18 protein-coding genes are annotated in these 19984 nt (G+C 43.0%); 6 read left to right on the top strand and 12 right to left on the bottom strand.

What is annotated here, in order from left to right; genetic code table 11:
- Positions 1–78: 78 nt before the first annotated feature.
- A complete protein-coding gene (locus tag CVP04_RS01295; RefSeq protein ID WP_100295711.1) occupies positions 79–561 on the bottom strand; it encodes a hypothetical protein in 483 nt (160 codons plus the stop codon).
- A 119-nt stretch (positions 562–680) separates the two neighbouring features.
- Positions 681–1172, bottom strand: a complete 492-nt coding sequence (purE, locus tag CVP04_RS01290) for a 5-(carboxyamino)imidazole ribonucleotide mutase (RefSeq protein WP_100295710.1) — start codon at positions 1170–1172, stop codon at positions 681–683.
- A 228-nt stretch (positions 1173–1400) separates the two neighbouring features.
- On the opposite strand from purE, the gene pepN reads away from it, so the two are divergent.
- From pepN to rnm, 3 genes are all read left to right on the top strand, one after another.
- Complete coding sequence (gene pepN, locus CVP04_RS01285; protein WP_100295709.1) at positions 1401–4010, top strand: aminopeptidase N; 2610 nt, start codon at positions 1401–1403, stop codon at positions 4008–4010.
- A gap of 68 nt (positions 4011–4078) precedes the next feature.
- The gene (gene pyrD / locus CVP04_RS01280; protein ID WP_100295708.1) at positions 4079–5098 is read left to right on the top strand and encodes a quinone-dependent dihydroorotate dehydrogenase; all 1020 of its coding nucleotides are present in this window, start codon (positions 4079–4081) and stop codon (positions 5096–5098) included.
- Positions 5099–5154: 56 nt separating this feature from the next.
- Positions 5155–5979: an RNase RNM gene (gene rnm / locus CVP04_RS01275; protein ID WP_100295707.1), complete on the top strand. Its 825-nt coding sequence runs from the start codon at positions 5155–5157 to the stop codon at positions 5977–5979.
- A gap of 34 nt (positions 5980–6013) precedes the next feature.
- Here rnm and CVP04_RS01270 read toward each other — a convergent pair whose 3' ends face one another.
- Positions 6014–6919, bottom strand: a complete 906-nt coding sequence (locus CVP04_RS01270) for a LysR family transcriptional regulator (RefSeq protein WP_100295706.1) — start codon at positions 6917–6919, stop codon at positions 6014–6016.
- Between the two features lie 99 nt (positions 6920–7018).
- On the opposite strand from CVP04_RS01270, the gene topA reads away from it, so the two are divergent.
- Positions 7019–9625 (top strand): type I DNA topoisomerase, encoded by a 2607-nt coding sequence (topA, locus tag CVP04_RS01265; protein WP_100295705.1) that lies wholly within the window; start codon positions 7019–7021, stop codon positions 9623–9625.
- 213 nt (positions 9626–9838) lie between these two features.
- On the opposite strand, the gene uspE is transcribed toward topA, so the two are convergent.
- Both uspE and CVP04_RS01255 read right to left on the bottom strand, forming a co-directional pair.
- Complete coding sequence (gene uspE / locus CVP04_RS01260; protein ID WP_100295704.1) at positions 9839–10768, bottom strand: universal stress protein UspE; 930 nt, start codon at positions 10766–10768, stop codon at positions 9839–9841.
- A gap of 135 nt (positions 10769–10903) precedes the next feature.
- On the bottom strand, positions 10904–11677 hold the full coding sequence (locus tag CVP04_RS01255; RefSeq protein ID WP_100295703.1) for an FNR family transcription factor: 774 nt from the start codon (positions 11675–11677) through the stop codon (positions 10904–10906).
- Positions 11678–11812: 135 nt separating this feature from the next.
- On the opposite strand from CVP04_RS01255, the gene CVP04_RS12190 reads away from it, so the two are divergent.
- Complete coding sequence (locus CVP04_RS12190) at positions 11813–11968, top strand: hypothetical protein (protein WP_165772755.1); 156 nt, start codon at positions 11813–11815, stop codon at positions 11966–11968.
- A 37-nt stretch (positions 11969–12005) separates the two neighbouring features.
- Here CVP04_RS12190 and ftnA (CVP04_RS01250) read toward each other — a convergent pair whose 3' ends face one another.
- On the bottom strand, positions 12006–12503 hold the full coding sequence (ftnA, locus tag CVP04_RS01250; protein ID WP_100295702.1) for a non-heme ferritin: 498 nt from the start codon (positions 12501–12503) through the stop codon (positions 12006–12008).
- A 13-nt stretch (positions 12504–12516) separates the two neighbouring features.
- Positions 12517–13002 (bottom strand): non-heme ferritin, encoded by a 486-nt coding sequence (ftnA, locus tag CVP04_RS01245; protein ID WP_100295701.1) that lies wholly within the window; start codon positions 13000–13002, stop codon positions 12517–12519.
- A 341-nt stretch (positions 13003–13343) separates the two neighbouring features.
- Here ftnA (CVP04_RS01245) and CVP04_RS01240 point away from each other — a divergent pair, with 341 nt between their 5' ends.
- Positions 13344–14219: a pirin family protein gene (locus CVP04_RS01240; RefSeq protein WP_100295700.1), complete on the top strand. Its 876-nt coding sequence runs from the start codon at positions 13344–13346 to the stop codon at positions 14217–14219.
- Positions 14220–14303: 84 nt separating this feature from the next.
- Here the strand turns inward: CVP04_RS01240 and CVP04_RS01235 are convergent, their stop codons facing one another.
- The 5 genes from CVP04_RS01235 to CVP04_RS01215 all read right to left on the bottom strand — a co-directional run bounded on the left by CVP04_RS01235 (position 14304) and on the right by CVP04_RS01215 (position 19960).
- Positions 14304–15569: an O-acetylhomoserine aminocarboxypropyltransferase/cysteine synthase family protein gene (locus tag CVP04_RS01235; RefSeq protein WP_100295699.1), complete on the bottom strand. Its 1266-nt coding sequence runs from the start codon at positions 15567–15569 to the stop codon at positions 14304–14306.
- 135 nt (positions 15570–15704) lie between these two features.
- Complete coding sequence (locus tag CVP04_RS01230) at positions 15705–16367, bottom strand: NAD(P)H-dependent oxidoreductase (protein WP_100295698.1); 663 nt, start codon at positions 16365–16367, stop codon at positions 15705–15707.
- A gap of 860 nt (positions 16368–17227) precedes the next feature.
- Complete coding sequence (locus CVP04_RS01225; RefSeq protein ID WP_100295697.1) at positions 17228–17647, bottom strand: HAD family hydrolase; 420 nt, start codon at positions 17645–17647, stop codon at positions 17228–17230.
- Positions 17648–17657: 10 nt separating this feature from the next.
- Positions 17658–19079, bottom strand: a complete 1422-nt coding sequence (gene sbcB / locus CVP04_RS01220) for an exodeoxyribonuclease I (RefSeq protein WP_100295696.1) — start codon at positions 19077–19079, stop codon at positions 17658–17660.
- A 5-nt stretch (positions 19080–19084) separates the two neighbouring features.
- On the bottom strand, positions 19085–19960 hold the full coding sequence (locus tag CVP04_RS01215; RefSeq protein WP_100295695.1) for a hypothetical protein: 876 nt from the start codon (positions 19958–19960) through the stop codon (positions 19085–19087).
- Positions 19961–19984: the final 24 nt, after the last annotated feature.

Here is a 19984-nt window from a genome sequence, read left to right as displayed (position 1 = left end):
TAACCCGTTTCGGCTTTAGTAAGCTCGGTGATTTTAAAAAAGTTTTAAAACCAACCGCACTTTTATTAACCCTCACGATTATCTATAACTTTTATTCCCGCCGGAAGTAATACAATAACGTCCGCCTCTCGGTCCGTAACAATAACCATATCCGCAGGAGCAACTACTGGTATATTGAGATTTTACTCGGCTTTTTTTAACAGAATGGGACGTTGATGATTTTAATGATTTTGTTGTTTTTTGGGGATAAACCGTCGATTTTTTAGTTTTTGTAGTTATCGTGTTATTTTTGATGCGGCAATTCGGGGTGTCGCATAATTCGTTTGAACGCACCCAACGTTGTTTGGCTTGGTTGACCTCCGTTAATCTGCTCCAATCATTTAGGATGCCATAGACATAAACTTTTTTGCCATATGTAATCCGTTCGATAACGGGACTTTCCTGCGTTGCATATTCTCTTACGGCGGCGCTGTTTGTTCCGATATATTTTACACCCAAAGAATCGGCGAATGTATTCACGGATATAAATAAAAATAGAATCGATAAGATAATTTTTTTCATTTTTACACCATAAAAGTAGATAAAGAATAACTCAAATACTCAATAATTCGCCCACTATTCAAATTTACTTATGGCACATTCACCATAAGTAAATTCAATAAATTCCAAAGTGCGGTGGTTTATTGGCGCGGATCGGGGTTGTTTAATACGGCGTCGGTTTGGGCGTTGCGATATTTTTGCAGGCGTGCAGCGATGTCGGGATTAAACGAGGCTAGGATTTGTGCGGCGAGTAATCCGGCGTTGGCGGCTCCGGCGGGGCCGATGGCGAGGGTGCCGACAGGGATGCCTTTTGGCATTTGGACGATGGAATATAAGCTGTCAACGCCGCTTAAAATAGAGCTTTTAACCGGTACGCCTAACACGGGAACAATGGTTTTTGCCGCGATCATTCCGGGTAAATGTGCCGCGCCGCCTGCGCCGGCGATGATCACTTTATAGCCTTTTTCTACCGCACTTTCGGCAAATTGAAATAATTTGTCCGGCGTGCGATGCGCGGAGACCACTTCAACGTGATAAGTTAGATTCAATTCGTCAAGAATCGCTGTGGCTTCTTGCATTGTCGCCCAGTCGCTTTTGGAACCCATTACAATGGCGATTTGTGGAGTTGTCATAAATTTTCCTTGCTTAGTTAAAACTGCGCTAGGATAGCATAATTTCGTTAATTCGAGCAAACGTTTGCTTTGGTTTGGTTATCTGGTTTAACGGCGAATTTATGGTGAAGTGCGGTGGATTTTTTCGCAATATCGCAGCGGAAATCTTGCTTGCAACTTGCGGTTAAACAGCATATCCTAACCGCATATTTTTGTTGTACATTCCGTGTCGTATATTAGGTCATTATTATGCACGCTAAAGCCAAATATAGAAAAGATTATAAAACTCCCGATTTTACCGTTACCGATATTTCCCTTGATTTTCAATTAGATCCGCAAAAAACGCGCGTGACGGCAATAAGCCGAATCAAACGTTTGAATGGAGAAAGTCGTGAATTGCGTTTGGACGGGCACAGCTTTCAATTTGTTTCCGTGAAATTGAACGGGCGAGATTTTACCGATTATCAACAAAATAGCGAAAGTCTGACGTTAATCTTGCCGGAGGCGGAAGCCGATCAATTTGAATTGGAAATCGTGACCAATTTGGAACCCGCCGCCAATACGTCGCTACAAGGCTTATACCAATCGGGCGAGGGGATTTGTACCCAATGCGAAGCGGAAGGTTTCCGTCAGATCACTTATATGTTGGATCGTCCCGATGTGTTGGCGCGTTATACCACCAAAATTACGGCGGACAAAAGCAAATATCCGTATTTATTGTCGAACGGTAATCTTGTGGCAAGCGGAGATACGGAAGACGGGCGGCATTGGGTGGAATGGAAAGATCCGTTCCCGAAACCGAGTTATTTATTTGCTTTGGTTGCCGGTGACTTTGACGTGTTGCACGATGTTTTCGTGACGAAAAGCGGGCGCGAAGTGACGTTGGCGCTTTATGTGGATCGCGGTAATGCGGAGCGTGCGCATTGGGCGATGCAAAGCCTGAAAAATGCGATGAAATGGGATGAAACGCGCTTTAACCTCGAATACGATTTAGATATTTATATGATTGTCGCCGTTGATTTCTTTAATATGGGCGCAATGGAAAATAAAGGCTTGAATATTTTCAATTCTAAATTCGTGCTGGCAAATCCGCAAACCGCGACCGATGAGGATTATTTGGCGGTCGAAAGTGTGATTGCACACGAATATTTCCACAACTGGACGGGTAACCGCGTAACTTGCCGCGACTGGTTCCAGCTGAGTTTAAAAGAAGGTTTGACGGTGTTCCGTGATCAGGAATTTTCATCGGATACGGGATCGCGCGCGGTGAATCGCATTAATAACGTGAAGTTTTTACGCACGGCGCAATTTGCCGAAGATGCCGGCCCGATGTCACACCCGATTCGTCCGGAAAAAGTTATCGAAATGAATAATTTTTATACGATGACCGTGTATGAAAAAGGCGCGGAAGTGATTCGTATGTTGCACACTTTATTGGGCGAAAAAGCTTTTCAGGCGGGAATGGCGCTGTATATTGCGGAAAATGACGGAAAAGCCGCTACTTGCGAAGATTTCGTTTCGGCGATGGAGCGAGCGTCCGGCGTGGATTTGGCTCAATTCCGTCGTTGGTATAGTCAATCCGGCACGCCGGAATTAACCGTCAGCGACGAATTTGATGAAAAACACCATATTTATCGTTTAAACGTATCGCAAATGACACCGCCGACCGCCGATCAAATGGACAAAGTGAATTTGCATATTCCGTTGAAAATCGCCTTTTATGACGAAAGCGGAATGAGTTTATCTTTGCAAAAAGACGGACAGACGGTCAGCGATGTATTGGATGTGATTCACACGGATCAAATCTTTGAATTTCATAATATTTATCATCGTCCAGTGCCGGCGTTGTTGTGTGATTTTTCCGCGCCGGTGAAATTGGATTATGATTACACGACAAAACAACTGATTACGCTATTAAAATTTGCGAAGAACGAATTTGTGCGCTGGGACGCGGTTCAAATGCTGTTTAATGCAGAGTTACGACGTAACTTGTCCAATTATCAACAAGGTCTTTCCTTGGATTTTTCTGCGGAAATTTTGACCGCACTTTACCAAGTGTTGGAAAATTATTCGCAAGATGTCGAACTGACGACGTTGATTTTAACTTTGCCGAAAGAAACCGAATTTGCCGAATCTTTTAAAGTCATTGATCCGGAAGGCATTGCCGCGGTGCGTCAATTTATGTTGCGCACGATTGCTGATAATCTAAAAGAATTGCTTTTGAAAGTTTATAATCAGATTCGTTTGGAAACCTATCGCGTAACCTCACAGGACATTGCGTTGCGCGGGTTGAAAAATCTGTGCTTGTATTATTTGGCGTTTACCAATTTGGGCAATAATTTGGTCAATAAACATTATTTATATGCCGATAATATGACCGATTGTCTGGCGGCGTTGAATGCGGCGACTAAAGCGCAGTTAGCTTGTCAGGAAAATTTATTAAGCGATTTTGAAAGCAAATGGCAGCACGACGGCTTGGTGATGGATAAATGGTTTGCTTTACAAGCGACACGTCCGAATGAAAACGTGTTGATGAATGTGGTACAACTAATGGATCATCCGAGCTTTAATTTTAATAATCCGAATCGCGTGCGCGCGCTTATCGGCAGCTTTGCGGCGCAAAACTTGAAAGCTTTCCATTCGGCGGACGGTGCGGGTTATCGGTTCTTAACGGATATTTTGATTCGTTTAAACGACACCAATCCGCAAGTGGCGTCTCGTTTGATCGAGCCGTTGATTCGTTTCGCCCGTTATGACGCGCAGCGACAAACCTTAATGAAGCGGGCGTTGGAGCGCTTAAGCGAAGTGGAAAATTTATCCAAAGATTTATTTGAGAAAATTGAAAAAGCACTTCAATAAATCGGATAAAGTGCGGTAAAATTCACCGCACTTTTTTATAGCTTATCTGTCCGGAGAAAAATAGGACTATGTATTCATTAATCAGAAAAGCGATTTTTTCCCTCGATGCGGAAAATGCGCACGATTTAACCGTAAATTTACTCAAATTAACGGGCAATTCACCGTTAAAACATTTGGTGCGCGCGGCGTTGGCTTGTCCGCAAGGCACGGAAAAAACCGTAATGGGTATTAAATTTAAAAATCCTATCGGATTAGCGGCAGGTGCGGATAAAAATGCCGAGGCGATTGACGGTTTCGGCGCAATGGGATTCGGCTTTATTGAAGTGGGTACGGTGACGCCTTTAGCACAAGAAGGTAATCCGAAACCGCGCCAATTCCGTTTGCCGGAAGCGGAGGGGATTATTAACCGCAACGGCTTTAATAATAACGGGATTGATTATCTGATCGAAAATGTGAAAAAAGCTAAATATGACGGCGTGATCGGAATTAATATCGGTAAAAACAAAGTGACGCCGATTGAAAAAGGCAAAGACGATTATATTTATTGCTTAAATAAAGCCTATAACTATGCCGGTTACATTACGGTGAATATTTCTTCGCCGAATACGCCGGATTTGCGTCAGTTGCAATACGGCGACGCCTTGGACGATTTATTACAAAGCATTAAAGCACGACAAAAAATATTGGCGGATCAATATAACAAATATGTGCCGATTGCGGTGAAAATCGCACCGGATTTAACCGAAAGCGAATTAGTGCAAATTGCGGATACGTTACGACGTCACCGAATTGACGGCGTGATTGCCACCAATACCACGATTTCGCGCGATACCGTCGCCGGATTGAAAAATGCGCAGGAAATCGGCGGCTTAAGCGGCAAACCGTTGCAACAAAAAAGCACTGAAATTATCGCGCGTTTATATCAAGAATTAAAAGACGAAGTGCCGATTATCGGCAGCGGCGGGATTGACGGTGTGCAAAATGCGCAAGAAAAAATCAACGCCGGCGCGCAATTATTGCAAGTGTATTCCGGTTTAATTTGTCACGGGCCGGGCTTGGTGAAGGCGTTGGTCTCGGCGATTAAATAATTCGAAAAGTGCGGAAATAATCTCCGCACTTTTGTTTTAGTGAGAAATACGAAAAAATGACTCCGATTTACGATTTACATTGTCACAGCAATGCCTCCGACGGTTTATTCTCACCGGCGAATGTGGTGCGACGCGCTTATGAACAGGGTGTGAATGTGCTGGCGTTGACCGATCACGACACGGTTGATGGCGTGTCTGATGCGCAAAAACAGGCGGAAGAATTAGGAATACGGTTAATTACCGGTGTGGAGATTTCAACATCGTGGGAAAATCGTGCCATTCATATTGTCGGCTTAGGATTTGAACAAACTCATCCGAAAATGACCGCACTTTTAGCCGAACAACAAGGTTTGCGTTATCAACGTGCGGTGGAAATCGGGCGAAAATTGGAAAAATGCGGTGTGCCGAATGCCTTTGAAGAAACGCGTAAACTGGCGGACGGCGAAGTCACCCGTGCGCATTATGCGCGCTATTTGATTCAAATCGGCAAAGTCGCCAATGAAGGACAAGCCTTTAAAAAATATCTGGCACAAGGCAAATCCGCTTATGTGAAGGCACAATGGGCGGATATTCCCACGGCGATTGATACTATTCATCAAAGTGGCGGCGTGGCGGTGTTGGCACATCCGTTGCGTTATACGATGACGGCGAAACAGATTAAAAAATTAATTGCGGCGTTTAAATCTTGGGGCGGTGATGCTATAGAAATTTGCGGTTGCGGACAAACGCCGGATCAGCGCCAATTACTCGCGCAGTGGGCTGCGGAACAGCAGTTGCTCGGTTCCGTCGGATCGGATTTTCACTTTCCTTGCGCGTGGGTAGAATTAGGCAAATTGGCGCCGTTGCCGGAAACGGTCGAAGCGGTGTGGAATCGATTATAAGTGCGGTGATTTTTCCGCACGTTTTTCACCTTGTTTAAGCCTTGTGCGACGTTGCCGCGCAGAGATTTAAACCGCTGACGAACTCGATAAACGCCCGCACTTTTGCCGCTAAATGGCGACGATGAGGATATACAATGTGTAAATCAAGCTGTTGTTGGCGATAATTCGGCAAAATTTCCACCAATTCGCCGGCGGCCAATTCTTCTTCGACAAAAAAGCGCGGCGTGTTGATAATGCCGAGTCCGTCTTTGGCAAGCGCGGCAAGGGTCAGACCGTTGTTACAAATCAGTTTCGAACGCATTTTAATGCGCTGGGTGCGGTTGGCGTCGGTAAATTCCCAATAAATTTGATTGCCCGTCGCTTTGTATAACAGGCAATCGTGATGTTCCAATTCCGCCGGCGTTTGCGGAATGCCGTGCCGTTTTAAATAATCGGGCGAAGCGACGAAATGCATTGTCGAAGTCGCGATTTTTTTCGCCACCAAAGAGCTGTCTTGCAAATAACCGATACGCAAGGCGAGATCGAAACCTTCGGCGACCAAATCGACCATTCGATCGTTAAATTCGATTTCCATATGCAAATGCGGATGGGCATTGATAAATCGGGTTAAATTCGGCGCAATAAAACGCAAACCGAAATCGCGCGGCAGGGAAATAGTGAGATTGCCTTGCAAGGTGGTAGTGAGGTTGCTGATACTGGCTTCCGCGTCGTCCAATTCGGTTAAAATCGGTTGGCAGCGTTGATAATAGATTAAGCCGGCTTCCGTCGGGACGATTTTGCGCGTAGTGCGCTGTAATAAACGGGTTTTAAGTTGTTCTTCAAGCTGAGAAACCAATTTGCTCGCCATTGCCACGGAAATATTTTGCTGCGCGGCGGCTTGAGTAAAACTTTGTGTTTCAATGACTTTGCAAAAAACGGAAATTGCGTTCAGTTTGTCCAATTTATATCCCTTTTTGAAAAAAATGGTTGACCTAACAACGGATAGTTAGCAATATAACGACAATTTTACACAAAATAGATAAATTTAGGTAAAGAAAAGATGAGTAAATCTTTGGTTATTGTGGAGTCGCCGGCAAAGGCGAAAACCATTAATAAATATTTGGGCGGTAATTATGTGGTCAAATCCAGTGTCGGTCACATACGCGATTTGCCGACCGTCGGTAGCGGCAGCGGAGAAAAAAGCAAGCCGATTTCTACTAAGGGATTAAGTTTACAAGAAAAACAAGCCGTTAAAGAAGAAAAAGAACGTAACGCGCTGGTAAAACGAATGGGTATCGATCCTTATCATAATTGGGCGGCGAATTATCAAATTTTGCCGGATAAGGAAAAAGTGGTCGCCGAATTGAAATCCTTAGCCAAAAAAGCCGATCATATTTATCTGGCGACCGACTTGGATAGAGAAGGAGAGGCGATTGCGTGGCACTTGCGTGAGGTGATCGGCGGCGATGACGCCCGTTTCAGTCGCGTGGTGTTTAACGAAATTACGAAAAACGCCATTAAACAAGCCTTTGAAAAGCCGGAACAGTTGAATTTGGATCGGGTGAATGCGCAGCAAACCCGCCGTTTTCTGGATCGCGTCGTCGGTTTTATGGTGTCGCCGTTATTATGGAAAAAAGTGGCGCGCGGCTTATCTGCCGGACGCGTGCAATCCGTAGCGGTGAAGTTATTGGTGGAACGCGAGCGCGAAATCAAAGCCTTCAAACCGGAAGAATATTGGGAAGTCGCGGTACAGAGCGAAACGGCGAAGAAAGCGCGTATTCAGCTTGATGTCACGGAATTTAACGGTAATAAATTCGAACCGAAAAATGCCGCGCAAGTACAAAGTGCGGTGGATTTTTTGCGTGATTCCGATTACCTCGTCACGGATTTGGAAACCAAACCGACCGGTTCCAGACCGCGCGCGCCGTTTATTACTTCTACATTACAACAAACCGCCAGCACGCGGTTAAGTTTCGGCGTGAAGAAAACAATGATGTTGGCGCAGCGTTTATATGAAGCCGGTTATATCACTTATATGCGTACCGATAGCACCAATTTAAGCCAAGATGCGCTAAACGCCGTGCGCGATTATATTGCGCGCCATTACGGTCAGCCGTATTTGCCGGAAAAACCGAATTTCTATTCCAGCAAAGAAAACGCGCAAGAAGCGCACGAAGCGATTCGTCCGTCCGATGTGACGGTGCTGGCGGCGGATTTGGTCGGAATGGATAAAGACGCCGTGCGATTATATGATTTGATCTGGCGCCAATTCGTCGCTTGTCAAATGCCGGCGGCGCAATATGACAGCACGACCTTAACCGTGCGCGCGGGCGATTACGGCTTAAAAGCGAAAGGGCGGATTTTACGTTTCGACGGTTGGACGAAAGTGTTACCGCAAATCGGCAAAAACGCCGAAGATCAAGTGTTGCCGGAAGTGAAAGTCGGTGAGAGCTTGAAATTAAAAGATATTTTGCCGCAACAACATTTTACCAAACCGCCGGCACGTTTCACCGAAGCGGCGTTAGTGAAAGAATTGGAAAAACGCGGTATCGGGCGTCCATCCACCTATGCGGCGATTATTTCCACCATTCAAGAACGCGGTTATGTTCGCACGGAAAATCGCCGTTTTTATGCGGAAAAAATGGGCGAAATCGTTACCGATCGTTTGGATCAATCTTTTGCCGATTTAATGAGCTATGATTTCACCGCGAATATGGAAAATATTTTAGACCAAATCGCAAACGGCAAAAAAGATTGGAAATCCGAGTTAAACCAATTCTTTAGCGATTTTTCGCAAAAATTAAGCCAAGCGGAGCTGGATGAATTGGAAGGTGGAATGAAGCCGAACAGTTTAGTGCCGACCGATATTGATTGTCCGACCTGCGGACGAAAAATGGCGATTCGCACGGCGAGCACAGGTGTCTTTTTAGGCTGTTCCGGTTATGCCTTGCCGCCGAAAGAGCGGTGTAAAACCACGATAAATTTGATTCCGGAAGCGGAATTATTAAACGTGTTGGATGAAGCGTCCGAAACCAAAGCATTAATGGAACGCAAACGTTGCCCGAAATGCGGCACCGCAATGGATAGCTATCTGATTGATAATCACCGTAAATTACATATTTGCGGGAATAATCCGAATTGCGATGGTTATATTATCGAACAAGGCGAATTTAAAATTAAAGGCTATGACGGTCCGGTTGTCGAATGTGATAAATGCGGTTCGGATATGCATTTAAAATTAGGCCGTTTCGGTAAATATATGGCGTGTACCGCGTGTGATAATACGCGTAAAATTCTGAAAAACGGCGAGGTCGCACCGCCGAAAGAAGAACCGGTGCATTTCCCTGAACTAAAATGTGAAAAATCCGATGCGTATTTCGTGCTGCGCGACGGCGCAAGCGGCGTGTTTATGTCGGCGCATAATTTCCCGAAATCACGCGAAACTCGACCGGCGAAAGTGGCGGAATTAGCGCAATATCGCGAGCGTTTACCGGAGAAATTGCAATATTTGGCGGATGCGCCGGCGAAAGATCCGGATGGCAATGAGGCGATTATCCGTTTCAGTCGAAAAGAAAAACGTCAATATGTTACCTCGGAAAAAGAGGGCAAAGCGACCAAATGGTTGGTGGATTATCTTGACGGGAAATGGGTTGAGCGTAAAAAATAATCAGGCAATCAAATTTTTTCTAACCTAGCACGGCAAAGCCGTACTAGGTTACGCATAAGTGAGCGGTGTTGCCGCTCCTATTTAGGTGGCAAAGCCACAACCAATGCGTAACCGATTGCGACCAAAGGTCGCTGTCGGATAAAAGCTAAACAACAAAAAGTGCGGTGAAAAAACAAGTATTTTTTACCGCACTTTTGCATTTGTCGAGGCGAATTAATCGATAGGTTTGCTCGGTTTAATCGCCAATAGGTTACAGTTTAGTTTGCTGATAACGTGTTCGGCGGTGTTGCCCAATAAGGCGGCGGAGAAGCCGGTGCGTCCGATTGTGCTTAAAACCACCATTTCCGCGCCGATTTTTTGCGCCACTTCAGGGATTACATCTTCCGGAAAACCTTCGCAAACGTGGGTATGATCTTCATCAATACCGAATTTTTGGCGTAAGGCTTTCATATTGATTAAATGTTGCCCGCGAATACCGTTGTTATATTCCACGGTGTTAAATTCCGGTAAATCGATCGCCATATTAATCGGTGTCGGCGGATAGGCTGTGACCAAATGAACATTGCCGCGCTCCAAAATATCCGCCAAATCAATCCCCAGCGTAACCAATTCATCATTGAAAATACTGTGATTGTCTTCATCGTCGGAGACGTTTACCGCCACTAGAATACGGCGTTGATGTTTCCAATCGCTGTCTTTAACGATCATAATCGGCGTCGGGCATTTGCGCAGTAATTGCCAATCCAACGGCGTGAAAATTAGCGAAGTAATGCTGTCTTCTTCTTGCGTATATTTCACCACCAAATCGTAATTATCTTTTTCTACTTCCGCACTGATGGCTTCCGCTTCATTGCTGTTCCACACGACGATAGAATGGAATTCGATATTCGGATCAGCATATTTTTCCAAATAAGGTTGAACCGCTTTTTGACGTTGTTCGATGACGCCGCGATGCATACTTTCGCGTTCTTCCGAGGACAGCAGGGCGGACATTTCATAAGACAGATCGTAAACCGCCATAAAGGTCGTAATCTTTACCTTGGTTTCGCTTTTTTGTTCTTTAACTAAACGAACCGCTCGCGCAAGCGCATATTGTTTTTCGTTTTCCGGATTGAGAATGACAAGTATATTATTAAACTTCATAACAACCTCCATAGCTGCTGTGTTTATGCGACTAATAGGATAGAAAAGATTTTATGAAATAACAAGGAAGAGTTTTAAAAAAGGTGATCTAGTGCAACAAAATACTGCACTAGCATCACGAGGAAAGTAATGAAATTAACCGAGCAGTTGTAATTTTGTTTTGGTGACGCCGGCAAGTTCGGCAAGTTCTGCCATATTATTAATGGTGATATATTTTCCTTGCACGGATAACATTCCGATTTTTTGAAAACGTCCTAATAAACGGCTGATGGTTTCTACGGTTAAGCCGAGATAATTGCCGATGTCGCCGCGGGTCATCGTTAAACGGAATTCGCGCGCAGAAAAGCCGCGAGCCGAATAACGACGGGATAAATTATGAATAAACGCCGCCAAACGTTCTTCCGCGTTCATTTTGGATAACAATAAAATCATTTCTTGATCGTTTTTGATTTCATTGCTCATTAAACGCATCATTTGCTGGCGCAATTTCGGCATTTTGCCGGATAAATCGTCCAATACGTCAAAAGGGATTTCACACACCATTGCGGTTTCCAAGGCTTGCGCAAAGCTTGGGTGCTGCATATTGGTAATAGCGTCGAAACCGACCAAATCGCCGGGTAAATGGAAGGAAGTGATTTGTTCTTCGCCGGTTTCGCTGATGGTATAAGATTTGATTGTGCCTGACCGAATGGCATAAAGCGAGGTTAATTCATCGCCGGCTTTAAATAACACTTGCGATTTTTGAATGGGTTTTTTGCGTTCGATAATATTATCAAGTTGATCCAATTCGTGTTCGTTTAATGTGAAGGGAATACAAAGTTGGCTGATACTGCAATCTTGACAATGAATTGCACATCCGCCGGATTGAACGCGACGCCCGATTTTGGCTTCGTTAGCTAAAATTTTCATTTAATCCTCAAATAACTCGGTCAAACAGAAAAAAGTCGTGTAAAATTGATCTAACTCAATAAATGATACCATTAAATCTAAAAATTAAGAAGATTTAAATAGTTAAATCTTTGTTAAAGGAGCAAAAAGACCATTATGGCAGCGGAAAAATTGACTAAAAAACGCTTGATACAAATTTTAATAATGCTTTGTATTTTGCTGTTTGCCTTCGTGTATAAAACCTGTAGTTATGAGAAAAACGAAACGGGAAAAAGTGCGGTGGAAAATCAACAAGTTTATGCGGAAAAATAAAAAGCCGACGGAAAATTCTATCGGCTTGTTCGGAGGATTATGCGCGGGTTGCTAACGCGGCTAAATCTTTATCCACAAGGAATAAGCCTTTGCCGTCGTCACCGAGAAGATTCAATTTATCTAAAATACCGCTGAATAATTTTTCTTCTTCGTGTTGTTCCGCTACATACCATTGCAAGAAATTGAACGCAGAATAGTCTTTTTCCTCAAAGGTTTTGCCGACCAATTCGTTAATTTTGCTGGTGATAAGTTTTTCGTGTTCATAAGTTAATTCGATAACTTGTTTTAACGAGGTAAATTCGTGTGGCGGAGCGTCGATCTCACGAATTACCGCTAACGCGCCGGTTTCGTTCAAATAAGTGAACAATTTGCGCATATGTTGCATTTCTTCCGCCGCGTGCGCGGATAAAAACGCCGCCGCGCCTTTGAATCCTTTTTGTTCGCACCACGCACTCATTTGCAAATATAAATTAGAGGAATAAAATTCCAAATTCATTTGATCGTTTAATAAATTAATCACGTTTGCCGATAACATTGTTTTTTCTCCCTTATAATGTCGCTAAATCGCGATCCACATAGTAAAGCGAACGACCGTCTTCGCCGACCAAGTTGAATTTATCTAAAATGCCACTGAACAATTTTTCTTCTTCGTGTTGTTCGGCAACATACCATTGTAAGAAATTAAAGGTAGAGTAGTCTTTGTGGGCAAAAGTGACTTCAACCAATTCGTTAATTTTCGCCGTGACGAATTTTTCGTGTTCGAAAATGATTTCAAACACTTCTTTTAATGATCGGTAATCATTTTTTGGCGCCTCGATTTTACCTAATAACGGCATTCCGCTGGTGTCGTTAACATAGGAAAATAATTTTTGCATATGTTCCATTTCTTCATCGGCGTGACGTAATAAAAACGCTGCCGCACCTTCATAACCGCGAGACGCACACCACGCGCTCATTTGTAAATAAACATTGGACGAATAAAATTCTAAGTTAATTTGTTCGTTCAATTTATCGGTGATTGCTTTGTTCAGCATAACCAACTCCTTTCCTTTTTAATGTGAATAAAACAGTTTTCATTTTAACCGCACTTTGAGAAAAATCAAGCGGTTTATTTTGTAAGTTATTCATTTTAAAAGAGTTTTTAAATAAAAATTATTTTTATTTAACAAAGTTATATACGAATAATTAACAACAAGCTTAGCCTTGCCTTTGAAAAGCAAAAAAGTGCGGTGATTTTATTTTTTCTTTTTTATTGAAATTGTTTCAATATTTCCCGTATTTATCAAATTTTAGTGAAAGATATAATTAACACACTTTAGCGAAAATGACTCGACTAAAGCCGAAATGAACAAGAATACAAATAAGGAGAAATAAAATGAAATCAGTTGCAACTATTCACAGCGGGCCGGAAAAACATTGGGTCGGTAACGGTTTTCACGTTAAATCGATGTTTAGTTATCAAGATAAAAATGAACATTTAAGCCCGTTTTTATTAATGGATTACAATCCGCCGCGTCATTTTGACGGCGGACGAACAGCGGATTTTCGTGGTGTCGGCGAGCATCCGCATCGCGGATTCGAAACGGTGACGCTGGCGTATCAAGGCGAGGTGACGCATAAAGATTCTTACGGTGGCGGCGGAACGATCGGCACAGGCGATGTGCAATGGATGACGGCGGGCTCCGGGTTAATGCACCAAGAATTTCATTCCGCCGATTTTTCACGCAAGGGCGGGATGTTTGAAATGGTGCAACTTTGGGTGAATTTACCCGCCGAGCACAAAATGACCCGCCCGAAATATCAGGCGATTAAATCGGCAAATATTCCGATCGTTCCGTTGGCAGAAAATGCCGGCAGCGCTCGAATTATTGCCGGTGAATTCGGTTCGGTGCAAGGTGCTGCCGCGACATTTACACCGATCAATATGTGGGATGTGGCATTACACGCGGGAAAATCTCATTTATTTCCCGTTCCGGAAAGTCATAATTTGATTATTCTGGTGTTGGACGGCACGGTTCAAATTAACGACGAACAAATTGCGCGTCGCGGAGAATTAGCGACCTTTCAGCGAGGCGGGGAGGGGGTGAAGCTTGAGGCGAATAATGACGCGAAATTATTAATCTTAAGCGGCGAGCCTATTGATGAACCGGTCGTCGGTTACGGACCTTTTGTGATGAATTCGAAAGCAGAAATTCTGCAAGCCATTGAAGACGTGCAAAGCGGAAAATTCGGACAAATCGTGCAAGAATAATTCACGAAAAATAACCGCACTTCGGCTAAACAGCTGTTGTCGTGAGGCGCAAAGTGCGGTTGATTTTATTAAGGTTTATTTTTGTTACAGTGAATCAAAGGCTTGCTGCAAATCCGCCAAAATGTCATTGATATGTTCGATTCCGCAGGAAATACGAATAAGACCGGCGGAAATATCGATTGCTTCCAATTCTTCGGCGCTTAATTGACGGTGTGTCGAACTTGCCGGATGTAGCGCGCAGGTTCGAATGTCCGCGACGTGAACTTCGCGCGACACTAATTTTAACGCATTCAACCATTTCGCCGCCGCTTCTTTTCCGCCTTTAATTTCAAAAGACACCACGCCGCACAGTCCGTTCGGGACGTATTTTTGTTTCAAGGCATAATCCGGCGAGCTCTTTAATGCTGGATAATTAACCGCATTTACGCAAGGATGCGCTTCTAAAAATTCAGCGACGGTAAGGGCATTGCGGTAGTGTGCTTGCATTCTGAGCGCGAGCGTTTCCAAGCCCAAATTTAATAAAAAGCTGTTTTGCGGTGCAGGCGTTGCGCCGAGATCGCGCATTAATTGCACGCGTGCTTTCACAATATAAGCCGCCGAACCGAAAGTTTCCGTATAAACCAATCCGTGATAGGTTTCGTCCGGCTGAGTAAATTGCGGAAATTTACCGTTATGCCAGTTAAAATTTCCGCCGTCAATGATCACGCCGCCTAATGCGACCGCGTGCCCGTCGAGGTATTTTGTCGTACTGTGTACGACGATATTGGCACCGAATTCAAACGGGCGACAAAAATAGGGCGTCGCAAAAGTATTGTCGATAATCAACGGTGCTTGTGCAGCTTGTGCCAGCTGCGCGAATTTCTCAATGTCCAAAACTCGAAGTGCCGGATTCGCGATTGTTTCACCGAAAACGGCTTTGGTATTCGGTTGAATGGCACGAGTTAGCTCTTCTAAAGGTAAACTCGGATCTACAAATGTCACGTCGATACCCATTTTTTTCAGCGTATGTGCAAATAAATTGTAGGTGCCGCCGTAAATAGAGGAGGACGAAATAAAATGATCGCCGGATTCCAATACGTTTAATAAGGCATAAAAAGCAGCAGCCTGACCGGATGAAGTGCATAATGCGCCGACGCCCCCTTCAAGTGCGGTCAATTTCTCTTCTACGACACTTGTAGTCGGGTTTGCCAAACGGCTATAGAAAAATCCGGCTTTCTTTAAATCAAATAAATCGCCGATATCTTCCGCCGAATCGTAAGTAAAGGTTGTACTTTGCACAATAGGTTGCACACGAGGTTCACCGTTTTTTGGCGTATAGCCCGAATGCAGGCATTGAGTTTCAAATTCCATTATTTCCCCTTAATTAATTAAAAAGGAAAATCTTAAGCTATTTCACCGCAGATTTCTGTGATCTCGATCGAAAAATAAGGCGTAGAGTAGGGAAATGAAGAAAAAGTGCGATCAAATTGACCGCACTTTCGATGTTTATTCAATCCAATCGACCACTTCTTCCGTCGGTTTGCGATATTTCGATTTGATTTCTTTCGCCCGGTAACCGAAAGTAACCATAACGGAAACGCCCCATTCTTCAGGATCAAAAGCATTGGCTTGCGCCAAAATACGATTCACTTCATCGTAATTAAAGCCTTCGATCGGGCAGCTATCAATACCGATTAGCGCCGCGCCGGTCATCATATTTGCCAACGCGATATAGGTTTGTTTGCTTGTCCAATCGAATAACGCACGCGGATTATCGGCGATTTTCATATCATCGGTTTGAAAACTTTTATAACGAGCCAACACCTTAACCATTTGTTCTTCGGTCAATCCGCGTTTTTCCAAGGCTTGACGAAAATAATCGGAATCATAGCGTGCATTTTTCTTCGCCAAAATCACCACTAAATAATCCGCGTCATCAATTTGCGTAACCATTCCCCAGCTAACCGGTTTAAGTTGTTCGCGCAAGGCTTTATTTTGCACGACTAAGAATTTCCACGGTTCCGAACCGACGGAACTCGGCGAGAGGCGGGCGAGTTCTAAAATATAGGCAAAATCTTCCTTTGCGATTTTTTTATTCGGATCATAGCTTCGTGTTGCCGCTCGAAAATGGAAGGCATCTAAAACTTGCTGTTTTGTTACTTGAGTCATTTTTTCCTCACTGATTGCATTAAGTAATTCTTATTGCATTATAGACAAAATATCGTCGCGATACTGCATAAATTACAGTTTATTTTGTGACAGCGTCTCTTTTAGCGAAAAGGTGAATTTTTTATTTTTAATTCTATGATACCAAACTCGCAAATTTATCTCAGATTTCGCGTAGCGCGATCAAAAGAAACCATAACGAAATTTCAAAACACAAATTAACTCAATTTAAAAAATTGAAATTCAAATAAATAACTTCAACTCGAAAGCCTTACCAAATACATCACATCAAATAACAACGCCGTAAAAAATAAAATTGATAACTTCAGAATTTGGTTTGAAATTCAAAATAAGCGATAAGAAAAAAATAGGGTAATCCGGATGATTTCAAATGTGACTTTTGCAGTTATTTTATTTAACATAATATACATTATGCGAAATTAGTTACAAGGTTAGCAGAAACTACGGATTAAGTAAATCACAGACTTATACACAAGTCACAAATACTACTCAGGCAATATACATTAAGGTAAAAATCTACCTTGTCACGGGGGTAAATATCGAAGTTATTCGCAGGAAAAAAGAAATGTAAAGAAAAATTAAATCTCATTAATATGAGATCCATAAGAATCAATGTGGTGAATCTAGAGAAAAAATATCAGTGAAAATACCTAGATTGAATGCAGAATTAAATTTAGGACATTATTTGTAATGGCAAACTGCGAGATGATACGGAAAGATAAAAATGCTATTTCGAGGTGTTTTAGTATAAAAAGTTGAAAATATTGCTTTAAAAACATTCAAGGGTTTAATAAAAATTCCGTTTTCAAAAAAGAATATAAAGTATCAAAAGTGCGGTGAAATTATAGATATTTCTGCATTTCAAAATCATACCGACTCACCTGCTCCGCGGTTAATATGCCTTGTTCCAGCAAGCGTTCGGCGACCCATTTCCAATCCACGTAAGGACGATGAAAACGACAAGGCACTTTTTGAATACCAAGTGCAATGTCGTCGATAATCAAATCGCCGTAAGCTTTCGGCGAATCGGTAAATTTATGCTGTTCCGGATTTACATTGACGCCGTATAGCGTAATTTGATTTTGCTTAAACCAATTTAACGCGCTTGCTAAATAACAACTTTCCGAGCGCATTGTGAATAAAATTAATCGATGCCCATTTGTGACGATGTCACGCAAAACTTGCGCTGCACCGACATCTTTTCCCACATAAGGGAATTCGTGCGTGACGCAAGTACCGTCAAAATCGATTAAAATATTCATTATGTCCTCTTTAAGCTAAAAGTCTGGCGCCATATTCATAAACTTGCTGCAATAACGCCAATTTTTCCGGATTATTTTGATATTCCTCGGCTAAATTCTGTAAACTTTGTTCAAATTGCACCGCACTTTGTGCCAGTTTACGTTGACGATATTTTTGCCATTTGATTTGTTCCGCGCGGTTCAACGTTTTATAAAAATATCTTGCTCGGTAATGAAATAACAAATCGGCAATGCGCGGGTCTTGGAAAGATAAGCCGTGTTCCGCTAATTTTTCCGCCGGTAAATCGCGCAAAATCGCCATATTATTTTTATCATTCGTGCTAAAAAAACCTTGATATAATTCGGTTTCGACATTATCACTCGGCTCGAATATTCGCTCTTCCGTAAAAATTTCAATGACTTTTTCACGAATATCTAAAGATTGACGTAATTTTTGCAGATTTTGTAGGCAAAATTCGCGATCTATGCCTAATCGTTCGGCATTTTCCGGTAATAAGGTTCTTGCCGGCGCAAGAATCGGACATTTATTGATATGCACTAATTTAAGCGGAACGGGTGAAATTCCCTGTTGTTCCAATTCGGTTTTCGGCGTATATAAAATTCGGCGCAATTCCACCGCACTTTTTGTCAATAAATCTTGCGTATCTTTCGCCAAATCGCATACGATAACGGCGTTTTGATTGGTAGGATGCCAAGCCAGCGGCGCAATCCAAGTGGTGTTACCGCGATAATTGCCCAACATTCCGGAAACGTGAACTAAAGGCGTCATCGCTGCCGTATCAATAAGTTGTTCAATGCTTTTTTTACCACGATTTTCAAAGAAATATTGAAATAATTTCGGTTGTTTTTGCTTAATGAGTTTTGCCATTTCGATGGTGGCATAAACGTCCGCCATTGCATCGTGCGCGTTGCTGTGCTCTATTCCATTGACTTGAGTGAGTTTTTCTAAACGGAACGACGGCATACCTTGGTCGTCATATGCCCAGTTGATCCCTTCCGGGCGCAAGGCATAACAGGCGCGCACCAAATCCAACAAATCCCAACGAGAATTGCCGTTTTTCCAGCTGTATTCGTAAGGATCGATAAAATTGCGATAAAAGGTATAACGTGTCATTTCATCGTCATAACGAATGTTATTAAAACCCATTACGCAAGTGTGCGGACGACTGAATTCTTGTAAAATTCGAGCGGCGAATTCCGGTTCCGGCAAGCCTTTTTCATTACATTCCTGCGGCGTAATCCCTGTGATAAGCACGGCTTCCGGCGACGGCAAATAATCGTTGGTTTGTTTACAATACAGCATTACCGGCTCGCCGATAATATTGAAATCGGCGTCCGTACGAATACCGGCGAATTGCGCCGGTCTGTCGCTTGCCGGATTAACGCCGAAACTTTCGTAATCGTAAATAAAAAAAGAAAAATCGTTTTGCATCGTTTTTATCCGAATAATTTATCGAAATAGAATAAACACAGAATGGATGAAATACCTAAACATACGCCCAATCCGTTGATTTTACTTATTTTTTCTTTAAAAAGTAATGCGCCGGTAATTGTGCCTAAACAAATCACGCCGACATTCATTCCGGCAAAGACTAAGGTCGGATTTTCGCTGAAACTTTGGTGCGCTTTGATATAGAACAAAATATTCATAAAATTCAATCCGCCCAACAAAATACCGCCTAATAAGCTCGGCGTCGTCCAGCGAGTTTTTTTGAACAGCAGATACATAAACATCACGCAAGCCGCTAGCACAAAGGAAATAAACAACGTGGTCGAAAATGCTGCGCCCATTTTTGCCGTTTGTTTAAATAAAATATCGATTACTCCGTAGCCGAGCCAAACCAATAATAAGCTGATAATGCCCTTGAATCTTCCCTGCTCCATTTGCTGTGTCGGTTTGCTGATAAGGCAAAACAAGGCGCTAAACGCCAAAATAATGCCGATTAAACGGGATTGGTTCAGTTGTTCGCCGAATAGCAAAAATGCCGCTAAAATCGGCAAAAATAAGGAAAGTCGTTGGGCAGCGTCGGAACGCACGATACCGGCATATTCAACGGCTTTCGACATAATAATAAACACCGTCGGCAATAAAATCCCTAAAGCAAAAAAGATCGGCGAATGTTCGCTTTGTACGATAAAATCGGTGAAACCCAGTCCGTTAAAGTTCGGTTTTAACAAAAAATAGGCCAAGGAAAGCGCCACGATATAATTAAAGGCGATGGCTTGTTCGATAAGAATATTTTTTTTGCGCGCAATTTTTAACAACACGGAAACCGCCACGCTACAAAAAACGGCAAGAAGTAGATAATGCATTATACTGCCCTGTTGACTTAAAAT

This window comes from Caviibacterium pharyngocola, from assembly GCF_002795405.1.
Taxonomy (GTDB): Bacteria; Pseudomonadota; Gammaproteobacteria; order Enterobacterales; family Pasteurellaceae; genus Caviibacterium; species Caviibacterium pharyngocola.
This window is presented reverse-complemented; position numbering and strand designations above follow the sequence as displayed.

Bases quoted from the DNA above. Each gene is read 5' to 3' on its own strand.
- topA (WP_100295705.1), top strand. From the start codon at position 7,019: ATGAGTAAATCTTTGGTTATTGTGGAGTCGCCGGCAAAGGCGAAAACC.
- ftnA (WP_100295702.1), bottom strand. From the start codon at position 12,503: ATGTTATCGGCAAACGTGATTAATTTATTAAACGATCAAATGAATTTG.
- CVP04_RS01225 (WP_100295697.1), bottom strand. From the start codon at position 17,647: ATGAATATTTTAATCGATTTTGACGGTACTTGCGTCACGCACGAATTC.
- ftnA (WP_100295701.1), bottom strand. From the start codon at position 13,002: ATGCTGAACAAAGCAATCACCGATAAATTGAACGAACAAATTAACTTA.
- purE (WP_100295710.1), bottom strand. From the start codon at position 1,172: ATGACAACTCCACAAATCGCCATTGTAATGGGTTCCAAAAGCGACTGG.
- rnm (WP_100295707.1), top strand. From the start codon at position 5,155: ATGACTCCGATTTACGATTTACATTGTCACAGCAATGCCTCCGACGGT.
- CVP04_RS01215 (WP_100295695.1), bottom strand. From the start codon at position 19,960: ATGCATTATCTACTTCTTGCCGTTTTTTGTAGCGTGGCGGTTTCCGTG.
- pyrD (WP_100295708.1), top strand. From the start codon at position 4,079: ATGTATTCATTAATCAGAAAAGCGATTTTTTCCCTCGATGCGGAAAAT.
- CVP04_RS01230 (WP_100295698.1), bottom strand. From the start codon at position 16,367: ATGACTCAAGTAACAAAACAGCAAGTTTTAGATGCCTTCCATTTTCGA.
- CVP04_RS12190 (WP_165772755.1), top strand. From the start codon at position 11,813: ATGGCAGCGGAAAAATTGACTAAAAAACGCTTGATACAAATTTTAATA.
- uspE (WP_100295704.1), bottom strand. From the start codon at position 10,768: ATGAAGTTTAATAATATACTTGTCATTCTCAATCCGGAAAACGAAAAA.
- CVP04_RS01235 (WP_100295699.1), bottom strand. From the start codon at position 15,569: ATGGAATTTGAAACTCAATGCCTGCATTCGGGCTATACGCCAAAAAAC.
- CVP04_RS01255 (WP_100295703.1), bottom strand. From the start codon at position 11,677: ATGAAAATTTTAGCTAACGAAGCCAAAATCGGGCGTCGCGTTCAATCC.
- sbcB (WP_100295696.1), bottom strand. From the start codon at position 19,079: ATGCAAAACGATTTTTCTTTTTTTATTTACGATTACGAAAGTTTCGGC.
- pepN (WP_100295709.1), top strand. From the start codon at position 1,401: ATGCACGCTAAAGCCAAATATAGAAAAGATTATAAAACTCCCGATTTT.
- CVP04_RS01295 (WP_100295711.1), bottom strand. From the start codon at position 561: ATGAAAAAAATTATCTTATCGATTCTATTTTTATTTATATCCGTGAAT.
- CVP04_RS01240 (WP_100295700.1), top strand. From the start codon at position 13,344: ATGAAATCAGTTGCAACTATTCACAGCGGGCCGGAAAAACATTGGGTC.